This window comes from Cellulomonas sp. P5_C5 (assembly GCF_054049655.1).
Genome location: NZ_JBFULY010000020.1, coordinates 56,493 through 76,718 on the forward strand (window position 1 = coordinate 56,493; position 20,226 = coordinate 76,718).

Genomic DNA, 20,226 nt, shown 5'->3' on the forward strand with positions numbered 1-20,226 from the left:
TCGTGTCTCCTTCGAATCGTGAGGTCAGTTGTGGGCGTGCAGCGGCTTGCCGGCGAGCGCGAGGTGCGCCTCCCCGAGGGCCTCGTTCTGCGTGGGGTGGGCGTGCACGAGGGAGGCGACGTCCTCGGGGTAGGCCTCCCAGTTCACGATGAGCTGTCCCTCGCCGATGAGCTCGCCGACGCGCGCGCCGATCATGTGGACGCCGATGACCGGTCCGTCCTTCTGGCGCACGAGCTTGACGAATCCCTGGGTGCCGAGGATCTGGCTCTTGCCGTTGCCGCCCAGGTTGTACTCGAGCGTCTCGACGCCGTCGGCCCCGTGGACCTCCTTCGCGCGTGCCTCCGTGAGACCGACCGAGGCGACCTCGGGGTCGGAGTAGGTCACGCGCGGGATGCCCGACTCGACGATGCCGGCGGGCTTGAGCCCGGCGATCTCCTCGGCGACGAAGATGCCCTGCGCGAACCCGCGGTGCGCGAGCTGCAGGCCGGGGACGATGTCGCCGACGGCGTAGATGTTGCCGACACCGGTGTGCAGGCGCTCGTCGGTGATGACGAACCCGCGGTCGAGCGTGATGCCCTGCTCCTCGTAGCCGACGCCCGAGGTGCGGGGGCCGCGGCCCACGGCGACGAGCAGCAGGTCGGCGTCGAAGGTCTTGCCGTCCTCGAGCGAGACGTGCACGCCGTTGTCGTCCTGGGTCACTCCGGCGAACCGGACGCCCAGGTTGAAGTTGATGCCGCGCTTGCGGAACTGGCGCTCGAACGCCTTGGACAGCGCCTCGTCCTCGTTGGCGATGAGGTGGGGGAGCGCCTCGATGATCGTGACGTCCGCGCCGAAGGACTTCCAGACGCTGGCGAACTCCGAGCCGATGACGCCGCCGCCGAGCACGATGACCGACTTCGGCACCCAGTCGAGCTGCRGGGCCTGGTCGGAGGTGATGACCCGGCCGCCGATCTCCAGACCGGGCAGCGAGCGCGCGTACGACCCGGTGCCGAGCACGATGTACTCACCGGTGACGCGCTCGCCGTTGACCTCGACCGTGTCCTTGGCGACGAGCTTGCCGTACCCCTCGAACACCGTGATCTTGCGGGACTTGATGAGTCCCTGCAGACCCTTGTAGAGGCGGCCGATGACCGTGGCCTTGTACTCGTTCACACCGTTCATGTCGATGTGGTCGAGGCTGGTGTGGACGCCGAAGTGGGCGCCGTCGCGGGCGTTGTCCGCCAGCTCGGCGGCGTGCAGCAGGGCCTTGGTGGGCACGCAGCCCACGTGCAGGCAGGTGCCACCCACCTTGTCGGCCTCGATGAGGGCGACGGTCTTGCCCAGCTGTGCGGCGCGCAGTGCGGCCGCATAGCCGCCGCTGCCTCCGCCCAGGACGACGATGTCGAAAGCGGTGCCGTTCGTGTCGGCCACGTGCAGACTCCTCATACGCAGACTTGGTGGTCTCGAGCTCGCCGACCATCCTGTCATCCCCGCAGGCCTGGAACGACCTGGACGACGCGCACGACCATGTGACACACAGAACAGTCGTCCCATGACTGCTGTTCCGTCTGCTGCGTCACACCCCGCAGGCCGACAGGTTCGCAGGCTACCCTCGTGCGCCATGGGCCTGTTCTCACGCCGCAAGCCGGCCGCCACCGACGCGCCGACGGACCGGGACGCGCGCGACGCGACGCTCGCCCACCTGAAGGACTTCGTCGCCACCCGGGTCGGGGTCGAGGCGTACGTCGAGCCGCAGACCAACTCCACGCCGACGACGATGATGCTCGTCGCCACCGACGGGGAGTGGACGCGGCGCCGGGTGCCGGACCCGAAGACGGCCTGGGAGCTGGCGCGCGACATGGGCATCCCCGTGTACGACGTCCAGCGGACCGGTTACCCGCAGCGCGTCCGCGACTGGAACTCGAGGCAGCGGCTCGCGCGCAAGCGCAAGCACGCCTAGCCCTACCTCGTCGCCGGCGCACGCCCCTCGAGCAGGGCCAGCAGCGTCCGCACGCCCACCCCGGTGCCGCCCACGGGTGTGTAGCCGTGCGCGGTCCGCTCGTTGTACGCGGGCCCGGCGATGTCGAGGTGCGCCCACGGCGTCTGCCCGACGAACTCCTGCAGGAAGATCCCCGCGGTCAGCATGCCGCCGAACCGGTCGCCGATGTTCGCGATGTCCGCGACCTTCGACTTGAGCGAGGCGCGCAGGTCGGCGGGCAGCGGCATCGGCCAGAACTGCTCGCCGCTCACCTCGGCGGCGGCGACGACCTCGCCACGCACGTCGTCGGTGCCCATCACGGCGGAGACACGGTGCCCGAGCGCGACCAGCTGCGCGCCGGTCAGGGTGGCGATGTCGATGACGACGTCGGGCTTCTCCTCGATCGCGGCGACGAGCCCGTCGGCCATCACGAGCCGGCCCTCGGCGTCGGTGTTCAGCACCTCGACGGTCTTCCCGCCGCGGATGGTCAGCACGTCGGAGGGGCGCTGGGCCGTCCCGGACGGCATGTTCTCCGCCAGGCACAGCCAGCCCGTGACGGCGACGGGCAGCTCGAGGCGCGCGGCGGCGAGGACGGTGTGCAGCACGGCGGCGGCACCGGCCATGTCGGACTTCATGGCCTCCATCCCGGCGGCGGGCTTGATCGAGATGCCACCGGAGTCGAACGTGATGCCCTTGCCGACGAGCGCGACCTTGCCCTTCGGGCGCGACGGCGAGTAGGAGACCTTGACGAGCCGAGGCCCGCGGACCGAGCCCTGGCCGACGCCGATCAGGCCGCCGTAGCCGCCGGAGGCGAGCGCCTTGTCGTCGAGCACCGTGATCTTCAGGCCCTTGGCGCCCGAGTCCTTGACGGCAGCCTTCGCGGCGTCCGCGAACGCCGCGGGGTACAGGTCGTTCGGTGCGGCGTTGACCAGGTCGCGGGTGCCGTGCACGGCGGCGGCGACGACCTCGGCGCGGGCGACCGCCGCCAGCGTCGCGCGGTCCCGCGGGTGCGCCGTGACCACCTGGATGGCGGACACGGGCGCCTGCTTGGCCGCCTCGGAGGCGCGGTACCGGGTGTAGGAGTAGGCGCCGAACAGGGCGCCCTCCGCGACTGCCTCCACGGACTCGGCGTCGTCTGCCGGGAGCGCGAGCCCGACGCTCGCGGTGCCGGCGAGCTCGCGCGTGGCGGCGCCCGCCGCACGACGCAGCGCCTCGGGGGTGATCTTGTCGGCCGGCCCGATTCCCGTGAGCACGACCACGGTCGCGGTCAGCCCGGTGCCGGGGAGGCGGCGGACCTCGTCGGCCGCGCCGGTGATGCCGAGCGCCGCGGCGTCGGCCAGCTGGGCGCGCAGCTCCTTGGGCAGACGGTCGAGCCCGAGCACGGTCGGTGCCCCGTCCTGCTGGGCGACCGCGACCACGAGGGCGTCGACGGCGAGGCGGGCAGGGTCGTGGGAGGTCAACGTGACGGTCACGCGTCGATGATAGGCACGGACCCTGTCCGGGTGGCCGGAGCGGCCGCGCGCCGCCGGTACGGTGGGGCATCGTGATCGTCCCCCTCGCGCTGCTCGTCGGCGCCCTGTGCCTGGCGCTCGGTGCGTGGGCCGCCTGGTTCGTCGTCCGGGACCGCGCGGTGGTGCTGCGCCAGCTGTGGGGGGCCGCCGTCATCGAGGGCGTGCTCGTCCTGCAGGCCGCGATCGCGGGCGTGCTCGCCGCGACGGGGTCGCCCGACATCGACGGTGTCCTGCTCTGGGGCTACGTCCTGACGCAGGCGCTGATCCTGCCGATCGCCGCCGCGTGGGCGTTCGCCGAGCGCACCCGGTGGAGCTCGGTGGTGCTGCTCGTCGCGGCCGTCACGGTCGCATTTCTCGAGTTCCGACTGCTCCAGATCTGGGGGACCGTATGACCCACCGACCGACCGGCAGCGGCCCGGGCCGCCTCCTTGTGGCCGTGTACGGGATCCTCGCGCTCGCCGCGACGGCCCGGGGGATCTACCAGGTGGCGACCAAGCTCGACGAGGCACCGGTCGCGTACCTGCTCTCGCTCGGCGCGGGCCTCGTGTACGTCGTCGCGACCGTCGCGCTGGCCACGGACCGCCGCAGGCTCGCGTGGTGGGCCGTGTCGATCGAGATGCTCGGCGTGCTGACGGTCGGGGTGCTGTCGCTGGTCGACGTGGGCGACTTCCCCGACGAGACGGTGTGGTCGGCGTTCGGTCAGGGCTACGGCTACGTCCCGCTGGTGCTCCCGTTCCTCGGGCTCGTGTGGCTGTGGCGCACGGGACGGACGGCCGACGTGCCGCCCGCGCCGGACGACCTAGGGTGAAGAACGTGTACCGACTGCTGTTCGACCTCGTGTTCCGGCGCATGGATCCGGAGCGCGCTCACGAGCTCGCGTTCCGGCTGATCCGGGTGGTGGCGCAGGTCCCGCTCCTGCGCGGTGCGGTGGCTCGGGTCTTCCGGTCCTCCGACGACGGCGCGGTGCAGGTCTGGGGTCGACGGTTCCCGTCGCGGTTCGGGCTGGCGGCCGGGTTCGACAAGAACGCGGTCGGGGTGGCCGGCCTGACGATGCTCGGGTTCGGTTTCGTCGAGGTGGGCACCGTGACCGCGCACCCGCAGCCGGGCAACGAGCCGCCCCGGCTCTGGCGTGTCCTGGAGCAGCGGGCGCTGCGCAACCGGATGGGCTTCAACAACGAAGGGTCGGCGGCGGTCGCGGACCGGCTGCGGCGCCTGCGCGCGACCCCGGCGGGCCGTCGTCTGGTGGTCGGGGTGAACATCGGCAAGACCAAGGTGACCCCGGCGGAGCACGCGCCCACGGACTACGCGACGAGCGCGGGCCGGCTCGCGCCGTATGCCGACTACCTGGTGGTGAACGTGTCGTCGCCGAACACACCTGGCCTGCGCGACCTGCAGTCGGTCGAGGCGCTGCGCCCGATCCTCGAGGCCACCCGCGTGGCGGCCGACGAGGCGACCGCGGCGGCCGGTCTGGCCCCCGTGCCGCTGCTGGTCAAGATCGCCCCCGACCTGTCCGACGAGGACGTCGACGCGGTGGCGGAGCTCGCGGCCGAGCTCGGACTGGACGGGATCGTCGCCGTCAACACGACCATCGGCCACGACCTCGGGCCTGGCGGGCTCTCCGGCCCGCCCGTGCTCGCCCGCGGTCTCGATGTCGTGGCGCGGCTGCGCAACGAGCTCGGCCCCGACGCGGTGATCATCGGGGTGGGCGGCATCTCGACCCCCGCCGACGCCCGCGAGTACGTGGCCGTCGGCGCGACCCTCGTGCAGGGCTACACGGGCCTGATCTACGAGGGCCCGGCCTACGCGTCGCGGATCGCCCGGGCGCTCGCGTCCGACGAGGCGTTGCGTGGTCCGGCCCGGCGCAAGGCGGTCGCCTGATGGTCGTGCGACCGCAGTGGGAGTGGCGTTTCGACGGTGCGGACGGGTCCGTGCTCGACCGGCCGGTCAGCCCCGTGTTCACCACGCAGTACGACGCCGAGCAGTGGCTGGGGGAGCACTGGCGCACCCTGGCGGCCCAGGGCGTGCAGGCGGTGGGTCTGCTCCACGAGGGTGCCCAGGCGACACCGACCCTCACGCTCCCGCTGATCTGACCGTCACACCAGCGCGTGCACCCGCTGGGGTCCGGTGACGGGTGCGGTGATCCCCAGCCCGGCCCACGCCGAGGCCAGCCCTGCGACCGCTCGGCGCAGGTCGTCGGATGAGGTGCTGAAGGGCAGCCGCAGGTTCCGCTCGAAGCTGCCGTCGACCCCGAACGCGGTGCCGGGGACCACCCGGACCCCGTGCCGGGTCGAGATCGCGGCGAGTGCGCTGGACACGGGTGCGCCGAGGTCCGCCCACAGCGACAAYCCGCCCGCGGGGACCTCGAAGCGCCAGGACGGCAGCTGGTCGAGCAGGAGACCGACGAGCAGGTCGCGCCGGGCGCGCAGCTCCGTCCGCCGGCGCGCCAGCAGGTCGGTCGGCTGCGCGAGCAGCTCGGCGACGACCAGCTGCTCCAGGACAGCCGTGCCGATGTCGGTGTGCGCGCGGGTGCTGGCCAGCCGCGCGACGAGGTCCGGGTGCGCGCGCACCCAGCCGACCCGCAGCCCGCCCCAGTAGCTCTTCGACGCCGAGCCGATCGAGACGACGTACGCCGACGCGGTGCCGTCGCCCGCGTACGAGCCGGGTGCGGGGCCGTCCATGGTCAGCTCGGTCAGGACCTCGTCGCCGACGATCGCCGTGCGGTACCGCCTGGCCAGGGCACGGACCTGGGCGCGCTCGTCGTCGTCGAGGCTGGTCCCGGTGGGGTTGCGGTGGCTGGGGATCAGGTAGACGAGCCGGGGCGCCACCTGGCGGAGGGTCGACTCGAGCAGGTCGATGTCCAGACCCGAGCCGCCCGAGGGCACGGGAACCGGTCGGGCGCCGACGGCCCGCACGACGTCGATCGCGTGCGGGTAGGTCGGGTGCTCGACGACCACGCGGTCGCCGGGGCCCGCGTGCGCCGTGACCAGCAGGTGGATCGCCTGCTGCGCGCCGGTGGTGATCAGCACCTGGTCGGGGCTCGTCGGCGTGCCGCGGTCGGTGTACCAGCGTGCCACTGCCTCGCGCAGCACCGGGAGCCCGAGGGGGGAGTAGCCGGTGCCGGACAGGTGGCGGGGGAGGGCGTCGAGCGCGGCGAGGTAGGCGCCGTGCAGCGACGAGGGGGCCGACGGGGCCGCCATCGCGAGGTCGACGACACCGGGCTCCTGCCCGACGGACTCCGCCATCGACACGCGCGCGCCCGGGCCTGACGGGAGCGTGGTGACCGTGCCGGACCCGCGTCGGCTGACGAGGTAGCCCTCGTCGCGCAGCAGCCCGTAGGTGGCGGTGGTGGTGGTCCGGGAGACGCCCGCGGCGTCGGCGAGCTCACGCTCGCTGGGCAGGCGGGTGCTCAGCGGGACGGCGCCCGAGAGGATCGCGGCACGGAGCGCGTCGGCGAGCGCGACGTACGCCGGACCGGGGCGCTGCCAGGCGCCCAGCACGGTGTCCAGGCGCAGCCCGCTGATCCGGCGGTCCGCGGGCAGCTCGTCGATCGTCATGAAGCCACTATGCCAGAAGTGGCTATTCCAAGCGATGCCACATGCGGGCCAGAGTTGCTTGCCATGGAGATGTGGTTGTTCCTCGGGATATCGGTGGCGCTGCTCGTGGGGTTCGTTGTGCCGCTGTGGCGTGTGGTGCGGCAGGACGGGCTGGGCTACCGGCCGCCGCCGGCATCCCACCGCGAGGCGTTCGCGCGGCAGGACCAGCTCACGTGAGGGCCGCCGACGAGCGCACGTATGCTCGCGCGGTGCCGTCCTGGATGCGTCCCGGCGCGCGCCCGGTCCGCCGGGCCGTGCAGCTGCTGACCGGCGTCGTGCTCTACGCGGCGTCGATCGCGATGGTCGTCGACGCCGGGCTCGGCAGCATGCCGTGGGACGTCCTGACGCAGGGGATCGTCCGGCGCACCGGCCTGTCGTTCGGCGTCGTCACGCTGCTCACCGGGTTCGTGGTCCTGGCGTGCTGGATCCCGCTGCGCCAGCGTCCGGGCATCGGCACGGTCGCCAACGTCGTCGTCATCAGCGCGATGGTGGACCCGTTCCTCGCACTCTTCGGCGGGCTGCCGGACGGCCTCGGCGTCCGGATGGCGCTCGCAGCCTCCGGCATCGTGCTCAACGGCCTGGCGACGGGCCTGTACGTCGGCGCGCGCCTCGGGCCGGGACCGCGCGACGGGCTCATGACCGGGCTCGTGCGCCGGACCGGACGCTCCGTGCGGCTGGTGCGCACGACCATCGAGGTGACCGTCGTGTCGGTCGGCTGGCTGCTGGGCGGCACGGTCGGGTTCGCCACGCTGGCCTACGCGCTGGCGATCGGCCCGCTCGTGCACCTCTTCCTGGCGCGGCTGACCGTCCCGGTCGCCGTGGTGGTGGAGGAGGAGCCGGTCACGGTGTGAGGGAGACCCGGCCCCATCCCTGGGGCCGGGTCCTCACTCAGCGTGCGGGCGGCGCGTTCTTCGCGGTCTCGGCGGGGTCGGAGACCACGGAGTCGCCCAGCACGGTGTCGATCCGCGACAGGAGCTCGGCCGGGATGGTCACGCCGGACGCCTTCACGTTCTCGGTGACCTGCTCGGGCCGCGACGCACCGATGATCGCGGCGGCGACGTTCTCGTTCTGCAGCACCCACGCGACGGCCAGCTGCGCCAGCGACAGGCCGAGCTCGTCCGCGACCGGTGTGAGGTCCTGGACGCGCTGGAGCACGTCGGGCTGCTCGAGGAAGCGCCCGATGAACCGCGCGCCACCCTTCTCGTCGGTCGCGCGCGAGCCGGCGGGCGGTGCCTGACCCGGCTTGTACTTGCCGGTCAGCACGCCCTGGGCCACCGGTGACCAGACGATCTGCGACACCCCGAGCTCCGCGGAGGTGGGGACGACCTCGCCCTCGATGACCCGCCACAGGGCGGAGTACTGCGGCTGGTTCGAGATGAGCTGGAACCMGAGGTCCYTCGCCAGGGCGTGCCCGGCGCGGATCTGGTCCGCGGTCCACTCGCTCACGCCGATGTACAGGGCCTTGCCCGAGCGCACGACGTCGGCGAACGCCTGCATCGTCTCCTCGAGCGGGGTCGACTCGTCGTAGCGGTGCGCCTGGTACAGGTCGACGTAGTCCGTCTGCAGGCGCTGCAGCGAGCCGTCGATCGACTCGAGGATGTGCTTGCGCGACAGCCCGGAGTCGTTGGCGCCGCCCGGCCCCGTGGGCCAGTAGACCTTGGTGAAGATCTCGAGCGACTGGCGGCGCTCACCCTTCAGCGCCTCGCCGAGGACGGTCTCGGCCTTCGTGTTGGCGTACACGTCCGCGGTGTCGAAGCTCGTGATGCCCGCGTCGAGCGCGGCGCGCACACAGGCCTTCGCGGTGTCGTTCTCCACCTGCGAGCCGTGCGTGAGCCAGTTGCCGTAGGTGATCTCGGTGATCTTCAGGCCGGAACGGCCCAGGTAGCGGTAGGAAACCATGCCCGCCACCCTACGGTGGGGTCAGACGGGTCGCTGCCCGTGCTTGACCTGCGGCTTGGGCATGCGCGACGGACGGATCTGGAACGCCCGCAGGACGGCGTACATCGCGGCGCCGCGCGGGATCTGCTCGAGCCCGAACTTGGCGACGAGGCGCTTCTTCAGGCCGCGCCACAGGAGCCAGCCGTCGATGACCGCCGCGATGATGTAGACGTACAGCGCGAGGATGGCGAACACGGCGAGCCCGGTCTTGGCCAGCGCGAACTGGATGACCAGGAACACGGCGGCCACGGGCAGGAAGAACTCGCCGAGGTTCCAGCGGGCGTCGACCGAGTCCCGGATGAAGCGACGGACCGGTCCGCGGTCCTTGGCCGGCATGTTGCGCTCGTCACCGGTCTGCATCGCCCGGTACTCGACGTCGCGCTGCGCCTTCGCCTGCTCGCGGCTGGCCTTCTTGGTGGTCGGAGCCACGAGAGGGCGCTTGTTGGCTGCCTCGGAGACCTTGCGCTTCGGCGTCGGGCGGCCCTTGCCCGCGTCCGTGGGCGGCGGCGTGCTCTCCGTCAGTGCGGGAGTCACGGGCTGGGGGTCGTTGCTGCGTCCGAACACCCCGTCAGGGTAGTCGAGTAGCGTGCTGGTCCGTGACCGACGCCTCCCGTTCCTCCTCCGTTGTCCCCGACGACCGGACGGACGCGCTGCGTGCGCGGACCGCGGCCGCGTTCGGCGCGCTGCGCGCCGACCTGGAGGCCCTCGTCCGCATCCCRAGCGTGTCCAACGCCGAGTTCGACCAGGCGCACGTCTCTGCGAGCGCCGAGGCCGTCGTGGCGCTGCTGCGCGGTGCCGGGCTCGACGACGTCCAGGTCCTGTCCGTGCCGTCGGGAGCGCCCGCGGTCGTCGGCCGTCGCCCGGCTCCGGAGGGTGCCCCGACGGTCCTCCTCTACGCGCACCACGACGTGCAGCCGCCCGGGGACGACGCCGACTGGGACAGCCCGCCGTTCGAGCCGACCGAGCGTGACGGGCGCCTCTACGGGCGCGGCGCCGCGGACGACAAGGCCGGCGTGATCGCTCACGTGGGCGCCCTGCGGGTGCTGGGTGACGAGCTCGGTGTGGGGGTCACCGTGTTCATCGAGGGTGAGGAGGAGATCGGCTCGCCKACGTTCGCCCCGTTCCTGCACACCTTCCAGGACCTGTTGCGCGCGGACGTCATCGTGGTCGCGGACTCCTCCAACTGGGCGATCGGCGTGCCGGGACTGACCACGTCGCTGCGTGGGCTCGTGGACTGCGTCGTCGAGGTGGCCGTGCTGGAGCACGCCGTGCACTCGGGCATGTTCGGCGGGGCGGTCCTCGACGCGCCCACCCTGCTCGCGCGCCTCATCAGCACGCTGCACGACGACGAGGGGAACGTCGCCGTCGCCGGCCTGGTCCGGGCGCCCGACCCTGCGGTCGACTACGACGAGGCCACGTTCCGCGCCGACGCGAGCGTGCTCGACGGGGTCCGCCTCGCGGGCACGGGACCCATCACGGCCCGGCTGTGGACCCGCCCGGCGATCGGTGTCATCGGGTTCGACGCCCCGCGGGTGGCCAGCGCGTCGAACACGATCACCCCGCGCGCGTCGGCCAAGCTCTCGGTCCGTCTCGCACCGGGTCAGGACCCGGACGCCGCGATGGACGCGCTGCGGACGCACCTCGTCGACAACGCGCCCTTCGGTGCGCACGTGACCGTGACGGACGGCGAGACGGGCAAGCCGTTCCAGGCGCCGGCCGACTCGACGGCGATGCAGGCCGCGCGGTGGGCGTTCGCGCAGTCGTGGGGGACGGAGCCGGTGGACATCGGCGTCGGCGGGTCGATCCCGTTCATCGCCGACCTGCTGGGCGTCTACCCGGACGCGGCGATCCTGGTCACCGGCGTGGAGGACCCGGACGGCCGCGCGCACGGCGCCAACGAGTCGGTGCACCTGGGGGAGMTGGAGAAGGTCGTCCTCGCCGAGGCGCTCCTGCTGGAGCGGCTGGCGACTAGCTGAGGTCGCGGGCCAGCTCGCGCGCCTGCGCACGCACGGCCGCCACCTCCGGTCCGTCCTCGACGATCAGGGCGTCGAGGCGGGCGAGCGTGGCGCGTGCGTCGTCGGGCGCGCCGGCGCGGACCTGGAGCTCGGCCAGCAGGGCGAGCGCGGCGAGGCGGTCCTGCGGCGGGGTGTCGTCGTCGGCCCGGCGCTCGGCTCCGACGAGCATCTTGAGCGCCTGGCCCAGGTCGTCCTTCGAGTCGGCCAGGACCACCGCGTTCTCGACGGCGCGAGCCAGGCGGCTGCCCGGCTCGGCCGCGGGCGGGGTGCGGTCCGGGAAGACGCGGATCCAGTTGCCGTTCGGGTCGACGACGGAGAACCCGCTGGCCCCGCCGGCGTTGGCCCGGCGGCGCGGCCGGGTCATCCGGGGGAGACCGGTCAGGGGCACGCGTCCGTACCGGTTCCGCAGCCCCGCCGCCCACTCGGCCCAGAGTGCCTCGGTGTCGTCGACGACGATCAGACAGGTGGAGTGCGACTTCTCCGGGTCCCAGTCGGGCATGCCGTAGACGTGCAGGTCGATGTCGTCGCGACGCATCGCCGCGTAGGTGTACGGCCGCTCCTGACGTTCCACGACGTCGAAGCCGAGCGCCCGGTAGAAGTCGAGAGTCTCGTCCAGGGGGCCACAGGGGAGCATGGGGACGGCACGGGCCATCCCCTCATCCAACCAGGGCCCTCAGCTGGCGGGTTGCTCCCGGTGCGCCACGCCGACAGCCTCGGCCCACGCCTGCACGTCGGCAGGAAGCTCTGGCGACGGGCCGTCGTGCGTGCCCATGAGGTCGATGACGTCCGGGGCGGGCACGCGCGAGCCGTCACGGCCGAGGAACCGGCCGGCGATCACGCCGCGGGCGACGTGCTGACCGCCACGCGTGAAGGTCTGCTCGAGGTAGGCGCAGCGGGGGTCCCAGCCGAGCAGGCGCGTGGTGATCTCGAACCGCTGACCGAGGGTCAGCGACCGGCGGTAGGACATCGTCGACGAGGCGACGACGGGATACCAGCCGCGCTCGTTCAGCAGGCTGAACGCGCCGAGGTCCGCGAGGAAGTTGCTGCGTGCGACGTCCATCATCTGCAGGTACACGCCGTTGTTCACGTGGCGGTAGAAGTCGAGGTCGCCGACGCGGACCCGCATCTGCGTGACCGACGGGTCGAGCACGCCCCGGCCGGGAACGGCTCGGCGGGGGCGCGTCGTGGCCAGCGCGAGCTGGATCATCCGGGTCATTCCCGCGATGTTACTCGTGAGTAGGTTCGACCGGAACCGGGACGAAGTGCTCGACCACCGGGAACGGCTCGTAGAAGTGGTGCAGCAGCTCGCGCCAGCGCGCGTACTGCGGAGACCCGCGGAACCCCACCTCGTGCGCCTCGACCGAGTCCCACCCGACGAGCAGCAGGTACGTCCCCGGGCTCTCCACGCCACGGGACACCCGGATCCCGCGGAAGCCCGGGACGCTCGCCACCAGCGGCAGCGCCTGGGTCAGTGCTGCCTCGAACGCGTCCTCCTCGCCCGCGCGCACCCGCAGGAGGGCGTGCTCGAGCACCGGGGCGTCGAGCAGTGCGGTCATACGGGCGGCTCGGGGTCGTACTGGATACCGCGGCGCACGGCGCGGGCCGCGTCCACCGACTCCAGCCGGGCGACCAGGTGCAGGGCCATGTCGATCCCCGCGGAGACCCCGGCCGAGGTGACGATGTCGCCGTCGTCGACGAACCGTGCCTCGGTGTCCGCCAGGACGCTTGGGTCGAGCACGGCCAGCTCGTCGAAGGCCTGCCAGTGGGTGGTCGCAGGCCGACCGGAGAGCAGACCTGCGGCGGCGTACACGAGCGCGCCCGTGCAGACGCTGGTCATGAGCGGGGTCGAGGCCCGCATCCCGCGCACCCACTCCAGGTGGGCAGGGTCGCGCAGGAGCGCGCGGGTGCCGAAGCCGCCCGGGTAGACCAGGACGTGCAGCGGGCCGACGTCGTCCGCACCCAGGTCCGGGACGAGCCGCAGGCCCTTGGCGCAGCGGATGCCGTTGCCGTCGGGCGAGAACGTCACCACCTCGGGCCGCAGCTCCGAGTGCCGTGCCCAGTAGGCGAGCACCTCGTACGGCCCGACGACGTCGAGCTCCTCGGCGTCGTCGAAGACGAAGATGCCGACGCGCAGATGGTGTCCGGTCGACATCGGCTCAGTACCCCGGCAGGGCGAGCATCTGGTCGAGCGCGACGCGGGCCCAGTGGGCGTCGTCGGCGTCCACCACGATCCGGTTGACCGGCCGGCCCGCCACCAGGGACTCCATCGCCCACACCAGGTGCGGTAGGTCGATGCGGTTCATGGTCGAGCAGAAGCACACCGTCGAGTCGAGGTAGTGGATGTTCTTGTCCGGGTGCGCGGCCGCGAGCCGGCGGACGAGATTGAGCTCGGTGCCGACGGCCCAGGAGCTGCCCGGCGCGGCGGCGTCGAGCGCCTTGACGATGTACTCCGTCGAGCCGACGAGGTCGGCGGCGAGGACCACCTCGTGCTGGCACTCCGGGTGCACGATGACCGTCACGTCGGGGACGGCCGCGCGGATGTCGGTGACGTTCCGGACCGAGAAGCGGCCGTGCACCGAGCAGTGGCCACGCCACAGGATCATGCGCGCGGCGCGCAGCTGGTCGACGGTCAGGCCGCCACCGGGCTTGCGCGGGTCGAACACGACGCAGTCGTCGAGCGACAGGCCCAGCTGCTGGACGGCGGTGTTGCGCCCCAGGTGCTGGTCGGGCATGAAGAGCACCTTGCCGGTGCCGTTGAGCCCGCCCACCTTGTCGAACGCCCAGCGCAGCGCCACGTGCGCGTTGGACGACGTGCAGATCGTCCCGCCGTGCCGCCCGGTGAACGCCTTGATGGACGCCGCCGAGTTCATGTACGTCACCGGCACGGTCGACTCGGCGACACCGGCGTCGGCCAGCACGTCCCACGCGTCCTCGACCTGGTCGATCGCCGCCATGTCCGCCATCGAGCACCCCGCGGCGAGGTCCGGGAGGATCACCTGCTGGTGGTCGGAGGTGAGGATGTCCGCGGACTCGGCCATGAAGTGGACGCCGCAGAACAGGATGAACTCCGCCTCGGGCCGAGCAGCCGCCTCACGCGCGAGCTTGAACGAGTCGCCCGTGACGTCGGCGAACTCGATGACCTCGTCGCGCTGGTAGTGGTGACCCAGCACGAACGCGCGGGAGCCGAGCGCGGCACGGGCCGCCCGGGCGCGTTCGACGAGGTCCGGGTCGCTCGGTGCAGGCAGGTCGCCGACGCACTCGACGCCGCGCTCGGAGGCCAGGTCGACACCGCGGCCCAGCAGCAGGAGGGCCGACGGAGCCGGCTCGGAGAAGGTGCTCACGCTCACGCGGCGATCCTCGCACAGCTCACGGTGGCGGACCGTGCCACGATGCGGCCGTGCGCGTGCTCATCGCCCCCGACAGCTTCGGCTCCAGCCTGACGGCCGCCGAGGCTGCCGAGACCGTCGCCGGCGCCTGGCGGACGGCCGCGCCGCACGACGAGGTGACCACGTGCCCGCTCTCGGACGGAGGCCCCGGGTTCGTCGCCACGCTGCAGTCGGCGCTCGGTGGTGAGCTCCTCCCGGTCACCGTCACGTCGCCGGTCGGCGTGCCCGTCCCCGCGGTGGTCCTGCTCGTGGGGACGACCGCGTACGTCGAGTCGGCGCAGGCCGTCGGCCTCCCGCTGGTGCCGGACGGGCTGCGCGACCCCACCCGCACGTCGAGCCGCGGCGTGGGGGAGCTACTCGCCGCCGCCCTCGACGCGGGCGCCCGACGCGTCGTCGTCGGGCTCGGCGGCTCCGCGACGAACGACGCGGGCGCGGGCGCTCTGGTCGGCCTCGCCCGCGCCCTCGGGCTGCCGGGACCGGCCGACGTCCTCGGTGCCGGGGGCGGGTCGCTCGGGGACGTGACCCCCAAGCACCTCACCGGGCTGCGCGAGCTGCGTGACCGGCTGCGCGGCGTGGAGCTCGTCGTCGCCACCGACGTGGACGTGCCTCTGCTGGGTCTGCACGGCGCGAGCGCCGGGTTCGCCGCGCAGAAGGGGGCGACCCCCGAGCAGGCGCAGGCCCTGGAACGCGCGCTCGGCCACTTCGCGCACGCGGCCACCACGGCGCTCGGGGACGCCGTCCGACCGGACCTCCTCGCCGGCGCACGCCCGACGTCGACGGCGGCGCGGCTCACGGCCGCACCCGGGGCGGGAGCCGCCGGCGGCCTGGGTTTCGGGCTCGCCCTGCTCGGCGCACGGCTGGTGCCGGGGTCGGTCTTCGTGGCGGACGCCGTTCGCCTGGGGGACCTGATCGCGGACCACGACGTCGTCGTCACCGGCGAGGGCAGGTTCGACTGGCAGTCCCTGCACGGGAAGGTCGTGTCCGAGGTGGCGTCGCGTGCGCTCGCCCACGCGGTCCCGACCGTCGTCGTGGCGGGGGAGGTGCTGGTCGGTCGTCGCGAGCTGTCCGCCGCCGGGATCACGGCCGCCTACGCGGTGGGGGAGAACCCCGAGCAGGTGGCCGCCGCACTCGCCGCGCCGGTGCAGACGCTCGCCGCGCGCGTCGCCCGCGTAGCGAGAACCTGGTCACGTTGAGCGGAAGTCCGGCGTGGGAGTCGTACCCTGGACGGGAACAACCTCGCGTTCGGTGCTGTTGCCGAGGTTGACGCACACGATCTGCTGTCCAGCGAGCACCCAGGAGAGACCCATGAGCGAGACCACCGCGACGCAGAGCGCGACCGAGACGCACGGMGTCCTCCTCACCGACTTCGCCGCCTCGAAGGTCCGCAGCCTGCTCGAGCAGGAGGGCCGCGACGACCTCCGTCTGCGCGTCGCCGTCCAGCCCGGTGGTTGCTCCGGCMTCATCTACCAGCTCTACTTCGACGAGCGTGTCCTCGACGGTGACGTCGTCAAGGACTACGACGGTGTCGAGGTCGTCGTGGACCGCATGAGCGTGCCCTACCTCGACGGCGCGACCATCGACTTCGCGGACTCGATCGAGAAGCAGGGCTTCACCATCGACAACCCGAACGCCGGCAGCGCCTGCGCGTGCGGCGGCTCGTTCAGCTGATCTGAGCCACGACGGCCCGGTCTCCCTCGGGGGACCGGGCCGTCGTCATGCGTGCGTGCGCACGGTGAGGGAGTGCACACCGTCCTGCTCGGTCGCGCCGACCATCTCGTGACCACGCATGCGTGCCCATGCGGGCACGTCGTGCACCGCCGCCGGGTCGGTGGCCAGCACGGTGAGCTCGGTCCCCGGTGGCGCCTCGGCAGCGGCCCGCGCGAGCCGGATCACCGGTGCAGGGCAGCGCAGCCCGCGCGCGTCGACGGTCGTCACAGTCCGCCGACCCCCCAGGCCTGCCGGACGCCGGCGACGATGCCGGGCAGCTCCGCCAGGAAGCGCTCGACGTCCTCCTGCGTGGTGCCACGGGGGAGGGCCAGCCGGATGTTGCCGTGCGTCAGCGCGACCATGGCGGCCAGCACGTGGCTCGGCTCCACGGCGCTGGACGTGCAGGCCGACCCCGACCCCACTGCGAAGCCGCGCGTGTCGAACGCCGTCAGCAGCGCCTCTCCCTCGACGTACAGGCAGGAGAACGTCAGGACGTGGGGGAGCCGCTCGACGGGGTGGCCGACGACGTCGACGTCAGGGACCTCCGCGACGACCCGCGCGCGCAGGGTGTCGACGAGCCGGCGACGGGCGGCGTCGTCGGCGGCCCGCGTCGAGAGCGCCACCTGGAGCGCGACGGCGGCCGCCAGCGCGGCGGGCACGCTCACCCCGCCCGGGAACCACCGGTCCTCGTCCTCCGGCCAGTCGGGCGACCGCCGGACCCCGGACCGGGAGACGAGCACCCCGAGCCCACCCGGACCGCCCCAGTCGCCCGCGTCCGCAGCCAGCAGGTCCCAGGCGTCGCCGACGTCGACGTGGCCGAGGCTCGCGCCCGCGTCGACCAGCAGGGGAACGCCCGCTGCGCGCGCGGCGTCGTGCACGGCTCCCACGGGCTGCAGGGTCCCGACCTCGCCGTTCGCGTGCTGCAGAGCGGCGAGCGCCACGCCTGGGCGGGACAGCGCGGCCGCGAACTCCTGCGGGTCGACCCGACCGTCCCGGTCGACCGCGACGGTCGCGCGGTCCCCGGCGAAGTCCGCGGCGTTCAGCACGGCCGCGCGCTCGACGGCACTGACGACGACCTGCGACCCGGACCGGCGGCGACCGCGGGCGACGGAGCGGACGGCGCCGTGCAGGGCGGCGGTGTGCGACGGGGCGAGGTCGACCTCGGGCGTGCGAGCCCCGACCGATGCGGCGATCGCCTCGCGCGCGCCGTCGAGCAGCATCCGCGCCCGTCGCCCCTCGGCGTGCAGACGCCGGGGGTCGGCCCAGCCCTGGTCGAGCGCCTCGAGGAACGCCGTGCGTGCTTCCGGCAGGAGCGGTGCCCGCCCGCCGGCGTCCAGGACGACCCGGCGGGCAGTGGCGTGCGTCACAGGCTCGGCCGCCGGGCTGTCGGCGCGGTCGTGGTCGGACGGGCTGCTCACGGGGGCACCGTAACCCCGCAGAGCCGCCACCAGGCGCGGGACCACCCGGCAACGACCCGTCGCGACGGTCAGGTCCCGTGAAGGAGGCGGGGTGTGATGGTGCTGACACGGTGTCGTCAACGGGTGTCGTCAGCACGAAAGGATCTGGTCGGCGCGCTAGGCTGCACAGGTCGAGGACGAAGGTCCCGCACGGTGCCCTTCTGCAACGCAGGGGTGTCGACGGGACGCGAGTGAGAGGTCCCCCCGTTGCACCCGGACACCCCCCGTCGCACGCGGCGACCAGCCGTGTTGCTGGCCGGTCTGCTTGGCGTCGCCGCCGTCGCACTCAGCGGTTGTTCCGCCGAGGTGCAGCGCGGCTGGCTCCCCGGCAACTCCGATGCCGAGATCACCGACCAGACCGGTCGCATCACCAACCTGTGGGTCGGCTCCTGGATCGCCGCGCTCATCGTCGGCATCATCACCTGGGGCCTGATCCTGTGGTGCGTCGCCGTCTACCGGAAGCGCAAGGGTGACGACACCCTCCCCGTGCAGCTGCGGTACCACGTGCCGCTCGAGGTCATGTACGTGATCCTGCCGATCATCATGGTCGGCGTGCTCTTCTACTACACCAACCGCGACACCTCGGCGATCGTGGACACCTCCGCCGAGGCGGACGTCCACGTGCAGGTCATCGGCAAGCAGTGGAGCTGGGACTTCAACTACCTCGACGACGACGCGTACGAGACCGGCCAGCACGCGCAGGACGTCGGCTCCGCCGGCACCGGCGTGCTCAAGGACCAGGTCACGCTGTACCTGCCCGTCGACGAGCGGGTCGAGTTCACGCTCGACTCCCGCGACGTCATCCACTCGTTCTGGGTCCCCGCGTTCCTCTTCAAGATGGACATGATCCCGGGCAAGACGAACACGTTCCAGGTCACCCCCACCGAGGAGGGTGACTACCTGGGCAAGTGCGCGGAGCTCTGCGGCGAGTACCACTCGTCGATGCTGTTCAACGTGAAGGTGGTGTCGCGCGAGGAGTACGACGCACACATCGAGGAGCTGAAGGCCAAGGGTCAGGAAGGCTCGCTCGGTCTCGAGTACAGCCGCCAGCAGGACCTGGACAGCACTCCTCAGGAAGGTGAGAACTGATGGCCGCCGTCGCGGAGCACATCCCCGGCCTGGCGCCCTCGCGTCAGACCCTGGGGCGCACGGTGATCAAGTGGATCACCTCGACCGACCACAAGACGATCGGCTACCTGTACCTGATCACGTCGTTCGTCTGGTTCGCCATCGGCGGCATCCTGGCGCTGCTGATCCGCGCCGAGCTCTTCGCGCCGGGCATGGACATCTTCCAGTCCCGCGAGCAGTACAACCAGGCGTTCACCATGCACGGCACGATCATGCTGCTGCTGTTCGCGACCCCCCTGTTCGCCGGGTTCGCCAACGTGATCATGCCGCTGCAGATCGGTGCCCCCGACGTCGCGTTCCCGCGGCTGAACATGCTCGCGTACTGGATGTTCTTCTTCGGCGGCTCGATCGCCGGAGCGGGCTTCTTCACGCCGCAGGGCGCCGCGTCGTTCGGCTGGTTCGCGTACGCGCCCCTGTCGAACACCGTGTACTCACCGGGGCTCGGCGGTGACCTGTGGGTCTTCGGCCTGGCGCTCGCCGGCTTCGGCACCATCCTCGGTGCCGTCAACTTCATCACCACCATCGTCACCATGCGTGCGCCCGGCATGACCATGTTCCGGATGCCGATCTTCACCTGGAACACCCTGGTGACGTCGCTGCTGGTGCTCATGGCGTTCCCGCCGCTGGCCGCCGCGCTCTTCGCGCTCGGTGCGGACCGGCGCCTCGGCGCCCAGGTGTTCAATCCCGAGAACGGGGGAGCCATCCTGTGGCARCACCTGTTCTGGTTCTTCGGGCACCCSGAGGTSTACATCATCGCGCTGCCGTTCTTCGGCATCATCACCGAGATCCTCCCGGTCTTCAGCCGCAAGCCGATCTTCGGCTACAAGGGCCTGGTGTACGCGACGATCGCGATCGCAGCACTGTCGGTGACGGTGTGGGCCCACCACATGTACGTCACGGGTTCCGTGCTCCTCCCGTTCTTCGCGTTCATGACGATGCTCATCGCGGTCCCGACCGGTGTGAAGTTCTTCAACTGGATCGGCACGATGTGGCGCGGCAAGCTCACGTTCGAGACGCCCATGCTGTGGACGATCGGGTTCCTCGTCACCTTCCTGTTCGGTGGCCTGACGGGCATCATCCTGTCCAGCCCGGCACTCGACTTCCCGCTGTCGGACTCCTACTTCGTCGTCGCGCACTTCCACTACGTCGTCTTCGGCACCGTCGTGTTCGCGATGTTCGCGGGCTTCTACTTCTGGTGGCCCAAGATGACGGGCCGGATGCTCGACGAGCGGCTGGGTAAGGTCCACTTCTGGATGCTGTTCATCGGCTTCCACACCACGTTCCTCATCCAGCACTGGCTGGGCGTCAAGGGCATGCCGCGCCGGTACGCGGACTACTCGCCCGACGACGGCTTCACGTGGATGAACCAGCTCTCCACCATCGGTGCGGTCATCCTCGCGGCCTCGACGCTGCCGTTCCTCTGGAACGTCTACACGACGTGGCGCAACGCGCCTCTCGTCACCGTCGACGACCCCTGGGGCTACGGCGCCTCGCTCGAGTGGGCCACCAGCTGCCCGCCGCCGCGGCACAACTT

At 72.2% G+C, this 20,226-nt stretch carries 24 protein-coding genes; 12 read left to right on the plus strand and 12 right to left on the minus strand.

Annotation, left to right across the window (positions count from 1 at the left end; genetic code table 11):
• Positions 1-24 precede the first annotated feature (24 nt).
• Positions 25-1,410 carry a dihydrolipoyl dehydrogenase gene (gene lpdA / locus ACXJKF_RS15650; RefSeq protein WP_456788635.1) on the minus strand — a complete coding sequence of 462 codons (1,386 nt, stop codon included), beginning with the start codon at positions 1,408-1,410 and terminating at the stop codon, positions 25-27.
• A gap of 190 nt (positions 1,411-1,600) precedes the next feature.
• On the opposite strand from lpdA, the gene ACXJKF_RS15655 reads away from it, so the two are divergent.
• Positions 1,601-1,939 carry an oxidoreductase gene (locus tag ACXJKF_RS15655; RefSeq protein WP_456788636.1) on the plus strand — a complete coding sequence of 113 codons (339 nt, stop codon included), beginning with the start codon at positions 1,601-1,603 and terminating at the stop codon, positions 1,937-1,939.
• 2 nt (positions 1,940-1,941) lie between these two features.
• Here ACXJKF_RS15655 and ACXJKF_RS15660 read toward each other — a convergent pair whose 3' ends face one another.
• Positions 1,942-3,429: a leucyl aminopeptidase gene (locus tag ACXJKF_RS15660; RefSeq protein ID WP_456788637.1), complete on the minus strand. Its 1,488-nt coding sequence runs from the start codon at positions 3,427-3,429 to the stop codon at positions 1,942-1,944.
• Between the two features lie 71 nt (positions 3,430-3,500).
• Between ACXJKF_RS15660 and ACXJKF_RS15665 the strand changes: the two genes are divergently transcribed.
• From ACXJKF_RS15665 to ACXJKF_RS15680, 4 genes are read left to right on the plus strand one after another with little or no spacing between them, the layout of a single operon-like run.
• A complete protein-coding gene (locus tag ACXJKF_RS15665; protein WP_456788638.1) occupies positions 3,501-3,860 on the plus strand; it encodes a hypothetical protein in 360 nt (119 codons plus the stop codon).
• Complete coding sequence (locus tag ACXJKF_RS15670) at positions 3,857-4,276, plus strand: hypothetical protein (RefSeq protein WP_456788639.1); 420 nt, start codon at positions 3,857-3,859, stop codon at positions 4,274-4,276. Before ACXJKF_RS15665 ends, ACXJKF_RS15670 begins: the two co-directional genes overlap by 4 nt.
• A gap of 5 nt (positions 4,277-4,281) precedes the next feature.
• The gene (locus tag ACXJKF_RS15675) at positions 4,282-5,346 is read left to right on the plus strand and encodes a quinone-dependent dihydroorotate dehydrogenase (protein WP_456788640.1); all 1,065 of its coding nucleotides are present in this window, start codon (positions 4,282-4,284) and stop codon (positions 5,344-5,346) included.
• On the plus strand, positions 5,346-5,558 hold the full coding sequence (locus ACXJKF_RS15680; protein WP_056584809.1) for a hypothetical protein: 213 nt from the start codon (positions 5,346-5,348) through the stop codon (positions 5,556-5,558). Before ACXJKF_RS15675 ends, ACXJKF_RS15680 begins: the two co-directional genes overlap by 1 nt.
• A 3-nt stretch (positions 5,559-5,561) precedes the next feature.
• Here the strand turns inward: ACXJKF_RS15680 and yczR are convergent, their stop codons facing one another.
• Positions 5,562-7,022 (minus strand): MocR-like transcription factor YczR, encoded by a 1,461-nt coding sequence (gene yczR / locus ACXJKF_RS15685; RefSeq protein WP_456788641.1) that lies wholly within the window; start codon positions 7,020-7,022, stop codon positions 5,562-5,564.
• Positions 7,023-7,085: 63 nt separating this feature from the next.
• Here yczR and ACXJKF_RS15690 point away from each other — a divergent pair, with 63 nt between their 5' ends.
• Positions 7,086-7,238, plus strand: coding sequence for a hypothetical protein (locus tag ACXJKF_RS15690; protein ID WP_456788642.1), 153 nt, complete (start codon positions 7,086-7,088; stop codon positions 7,236-7,238).
• Positions 7,239-7,282: 44 nt separating this feature from the next.
• A complete protein-coding gene (gene yczE / locus ACXJKF_RS15695; RefSeq protein WP_456788658.1) occupies positions 7,283-7,912 on the plus strand; it encodes a membrane protein YczE in 630 nt (209 codons plus the stop codon).
• A gap of 37 nt (positions 7,913-7,949) precedes the next feature.
• Here yczE and ACXJKF_RS15700 read toward each other — a convergent pair whose 3' ends face one another.
• Both ACXJKF_RS15700 and ACXJKF_RS15705 read right to left on the minus strand, forming a co-directional pair.
• Positions 7,950-8,960, minus strand: coding sequence for an aldo/keto reductase family protein (locus ACXJKF_RS15700; protein WP_456788643.1), 1,011 nt, complete (start codon positions 8,958-8,960; stop codon positions 7,950-7,952).
• Positions 8,961-8,981: 21 nt separating this feature from the next.
• Positions 8,982-9,563: a DUF3043 domain-containing protein gene (locus ACXJKF_RS15705; protein WP_456788644.1), complete on the minus strand. Its 582-nt coding sequence runs from the start codon at positions 9,561-9,563 to the stop codon at positions 8,982-8,984.
• Between the two features lie 32 nt (positions 9,564-9,595).
• On the opposite strand from ACXJKF_RS15705, the gene ACXJKF_RS15710 reads away from it, so the two are divergent.
• Positions 9,596-10,975 carry a M20/M25/M40 family metallo-hydrolase gene (locus ACXJKF_RS15710; protein ID WP_456788645.1) on the plus strand — a complete coding sequence of 460 codons (1,380 nt, stop codon included), beginning with the start codon at positions 9,596-9,598 and terminating at the stop codon, positions 10,973-10,975.
• Here the strand turns inward: ACXJKF_RS15710 and ACXJKF_RS15715 are convergent.
• The 5 genes from ACXJKF_RS15715 to nadA are packed head-to-tail and all read right to left on the minus strand — an operon-like array spanning position 10,968 to position 14,361.
• Entirely contained in the window at positions 10,968-11,666 is a 699-nt protein-coding gene (locus tag ACXJKF_RS15715) for a VOC family protein (protein ID WP_456788646.1), read from the minus strand. The genes ACXJKF_RS15710 and ACXJKF_RS15715 overlap by 8 nt on opposite strands.
• 21 nt (positions 11,667-11,687) lie before the next feature.
• Complete coding sequence (locus ACXJKF_RS15720) at positions 11,688-12,230, minus strand: acyl-CoA thioesterase (RefSeq protein ID WP_456788647.1); 543 nt, start codon at positions 12,228-12,230, stop codon at positions 11,688-11,690.
• Between the two features lie 10 nt (positions 12,231-12,240).
• Entirely contained in the window at positions 12,241-12,570 is a 330-nt protein-coding gene (locus tag ACXJKF_RS15725) for an antibiotic biosynthesis monooxygenase family protein (protein WP_456788648.1), read from the minus strand.
• On the minus strand, positions 12,567-13,166 hold the full coding sequence (locus ACXJKF_RS15730) for a DJ-1/PfpI family protein (RefSeq protein WP_456788649.1): 600 nt from the start codon (positions 13,164-13,166) through the stop codon (positions 12,567-12,569). The genes ACXJKF_RS15725 and ACXJKF_RS15730 overlap by 4 nt, the downstream gene beginning before the upstream one ends.
• A gap of 4 nt (positions 13,167-13,170) precedes the next feature.
• Positions 13,171-14,361, minus strand: a complete 1,191-nt coding sequence (nadA, locus tag ACXJKF_RS15735; protein ID WP_456788650.1) for a quinolinate synthase NadA — start codon at positions 14,359-14,361, stop codon at positions 13,171-13,173.
• Between the two features lie 50 nt (positions 14,362-14,411).
• Here nadA and ACXJKF_RS15740 point away from each other — a divergent pair, with 50 nt between their 5' ends.
• Together ACXJKF_RS15740 and erpA are read left to right on the plus strand one after the other, a co-directional pair.
• Complete coding sequence (locus ACXJKF_RS15740; RefSeq protein WP_456788651.1) at positions 14,412-15,593, plus strand: glycerate kinase family protein; 1,182 nt, start codon at positions 14,412-14,414, stop codon at positions 15,591-15,593.
• Between the two features lie 112 nt (positions 15,594-15,705).
• Positions 15,706-16,068 (plus strand): iron-sulfur cluster insertion protein ErpA, encoded by a 363-nt coding sequence (erpA, locus tag ACXJKF_RS15745; protein WP_456788652.1) that lies wholly within the window; start codon positions 15,706-15,708, stop codon positions 16,066-16,068.
• A 45-nt stretch (positions 16,069-16,113) separates the two neighbouring features.
• On the opposite strand, the gene ACXJKF_RS15750 is transcribed toward erpA, so the two are convergent.
• Complete coding sequence (locus ACXJKF_RS15750; RefSeq protein ID WP_456788653.1) at positions 16,114-16,335, minus strand: sulfurtransferase TusA family protein; 222 nt, start codon at positions 16,333-16,335, stop codon at positions 16,114-16,116.
• The gene (locus tag ACXJKF_RS15755) at positions 16,332-17,525 is read right to left on the minus strand and encodes a cysteine desulfurase family protein (RefSeq protein ID WP_456788654.1); all 1,194 of its coding nucleotides are present in this window, start codon (positions 17,523-17,525) and stop codon (positions 16,332-16,334) included. Before ACXJKF_RS15755 ends, ACXJKF_RS15750 begins: the two co-directional genes overlap by 4 nt.
• A gap of 246 nt (positions 17,526-17,771) precedes the next feature.
• Between ACXJKF_RS15755 and ctaC the strand changes: the two genes are divergently transcribed.
• Together ctaC and ctaD are read left to right on the plus strand one after the other, a co-directional pair.
• Positions 17,772-18,653 (plus strand): aa3-type cytochrome oxidase subunit II, encoded by an 882-nt coding sequence (gene ctaC, locus ACXJKF_RS15760; protein WP_456788655.1) that lies wholly within the window; start codon positions 17,772-17,774, stop codon positions 18,651-18,653.
• Positions 18,653-20,226: aa3-type cytochrome oxidase subunit I (gene ctaD, locus ACXJKF_RS15765; RefSeq protein WP_456788656.1), on the plus strand; the 1,574-nt coding region annotated here is incomplete at its 3' end. The genes ctaC and ctaD, both read left to right, overlap by 1 nt.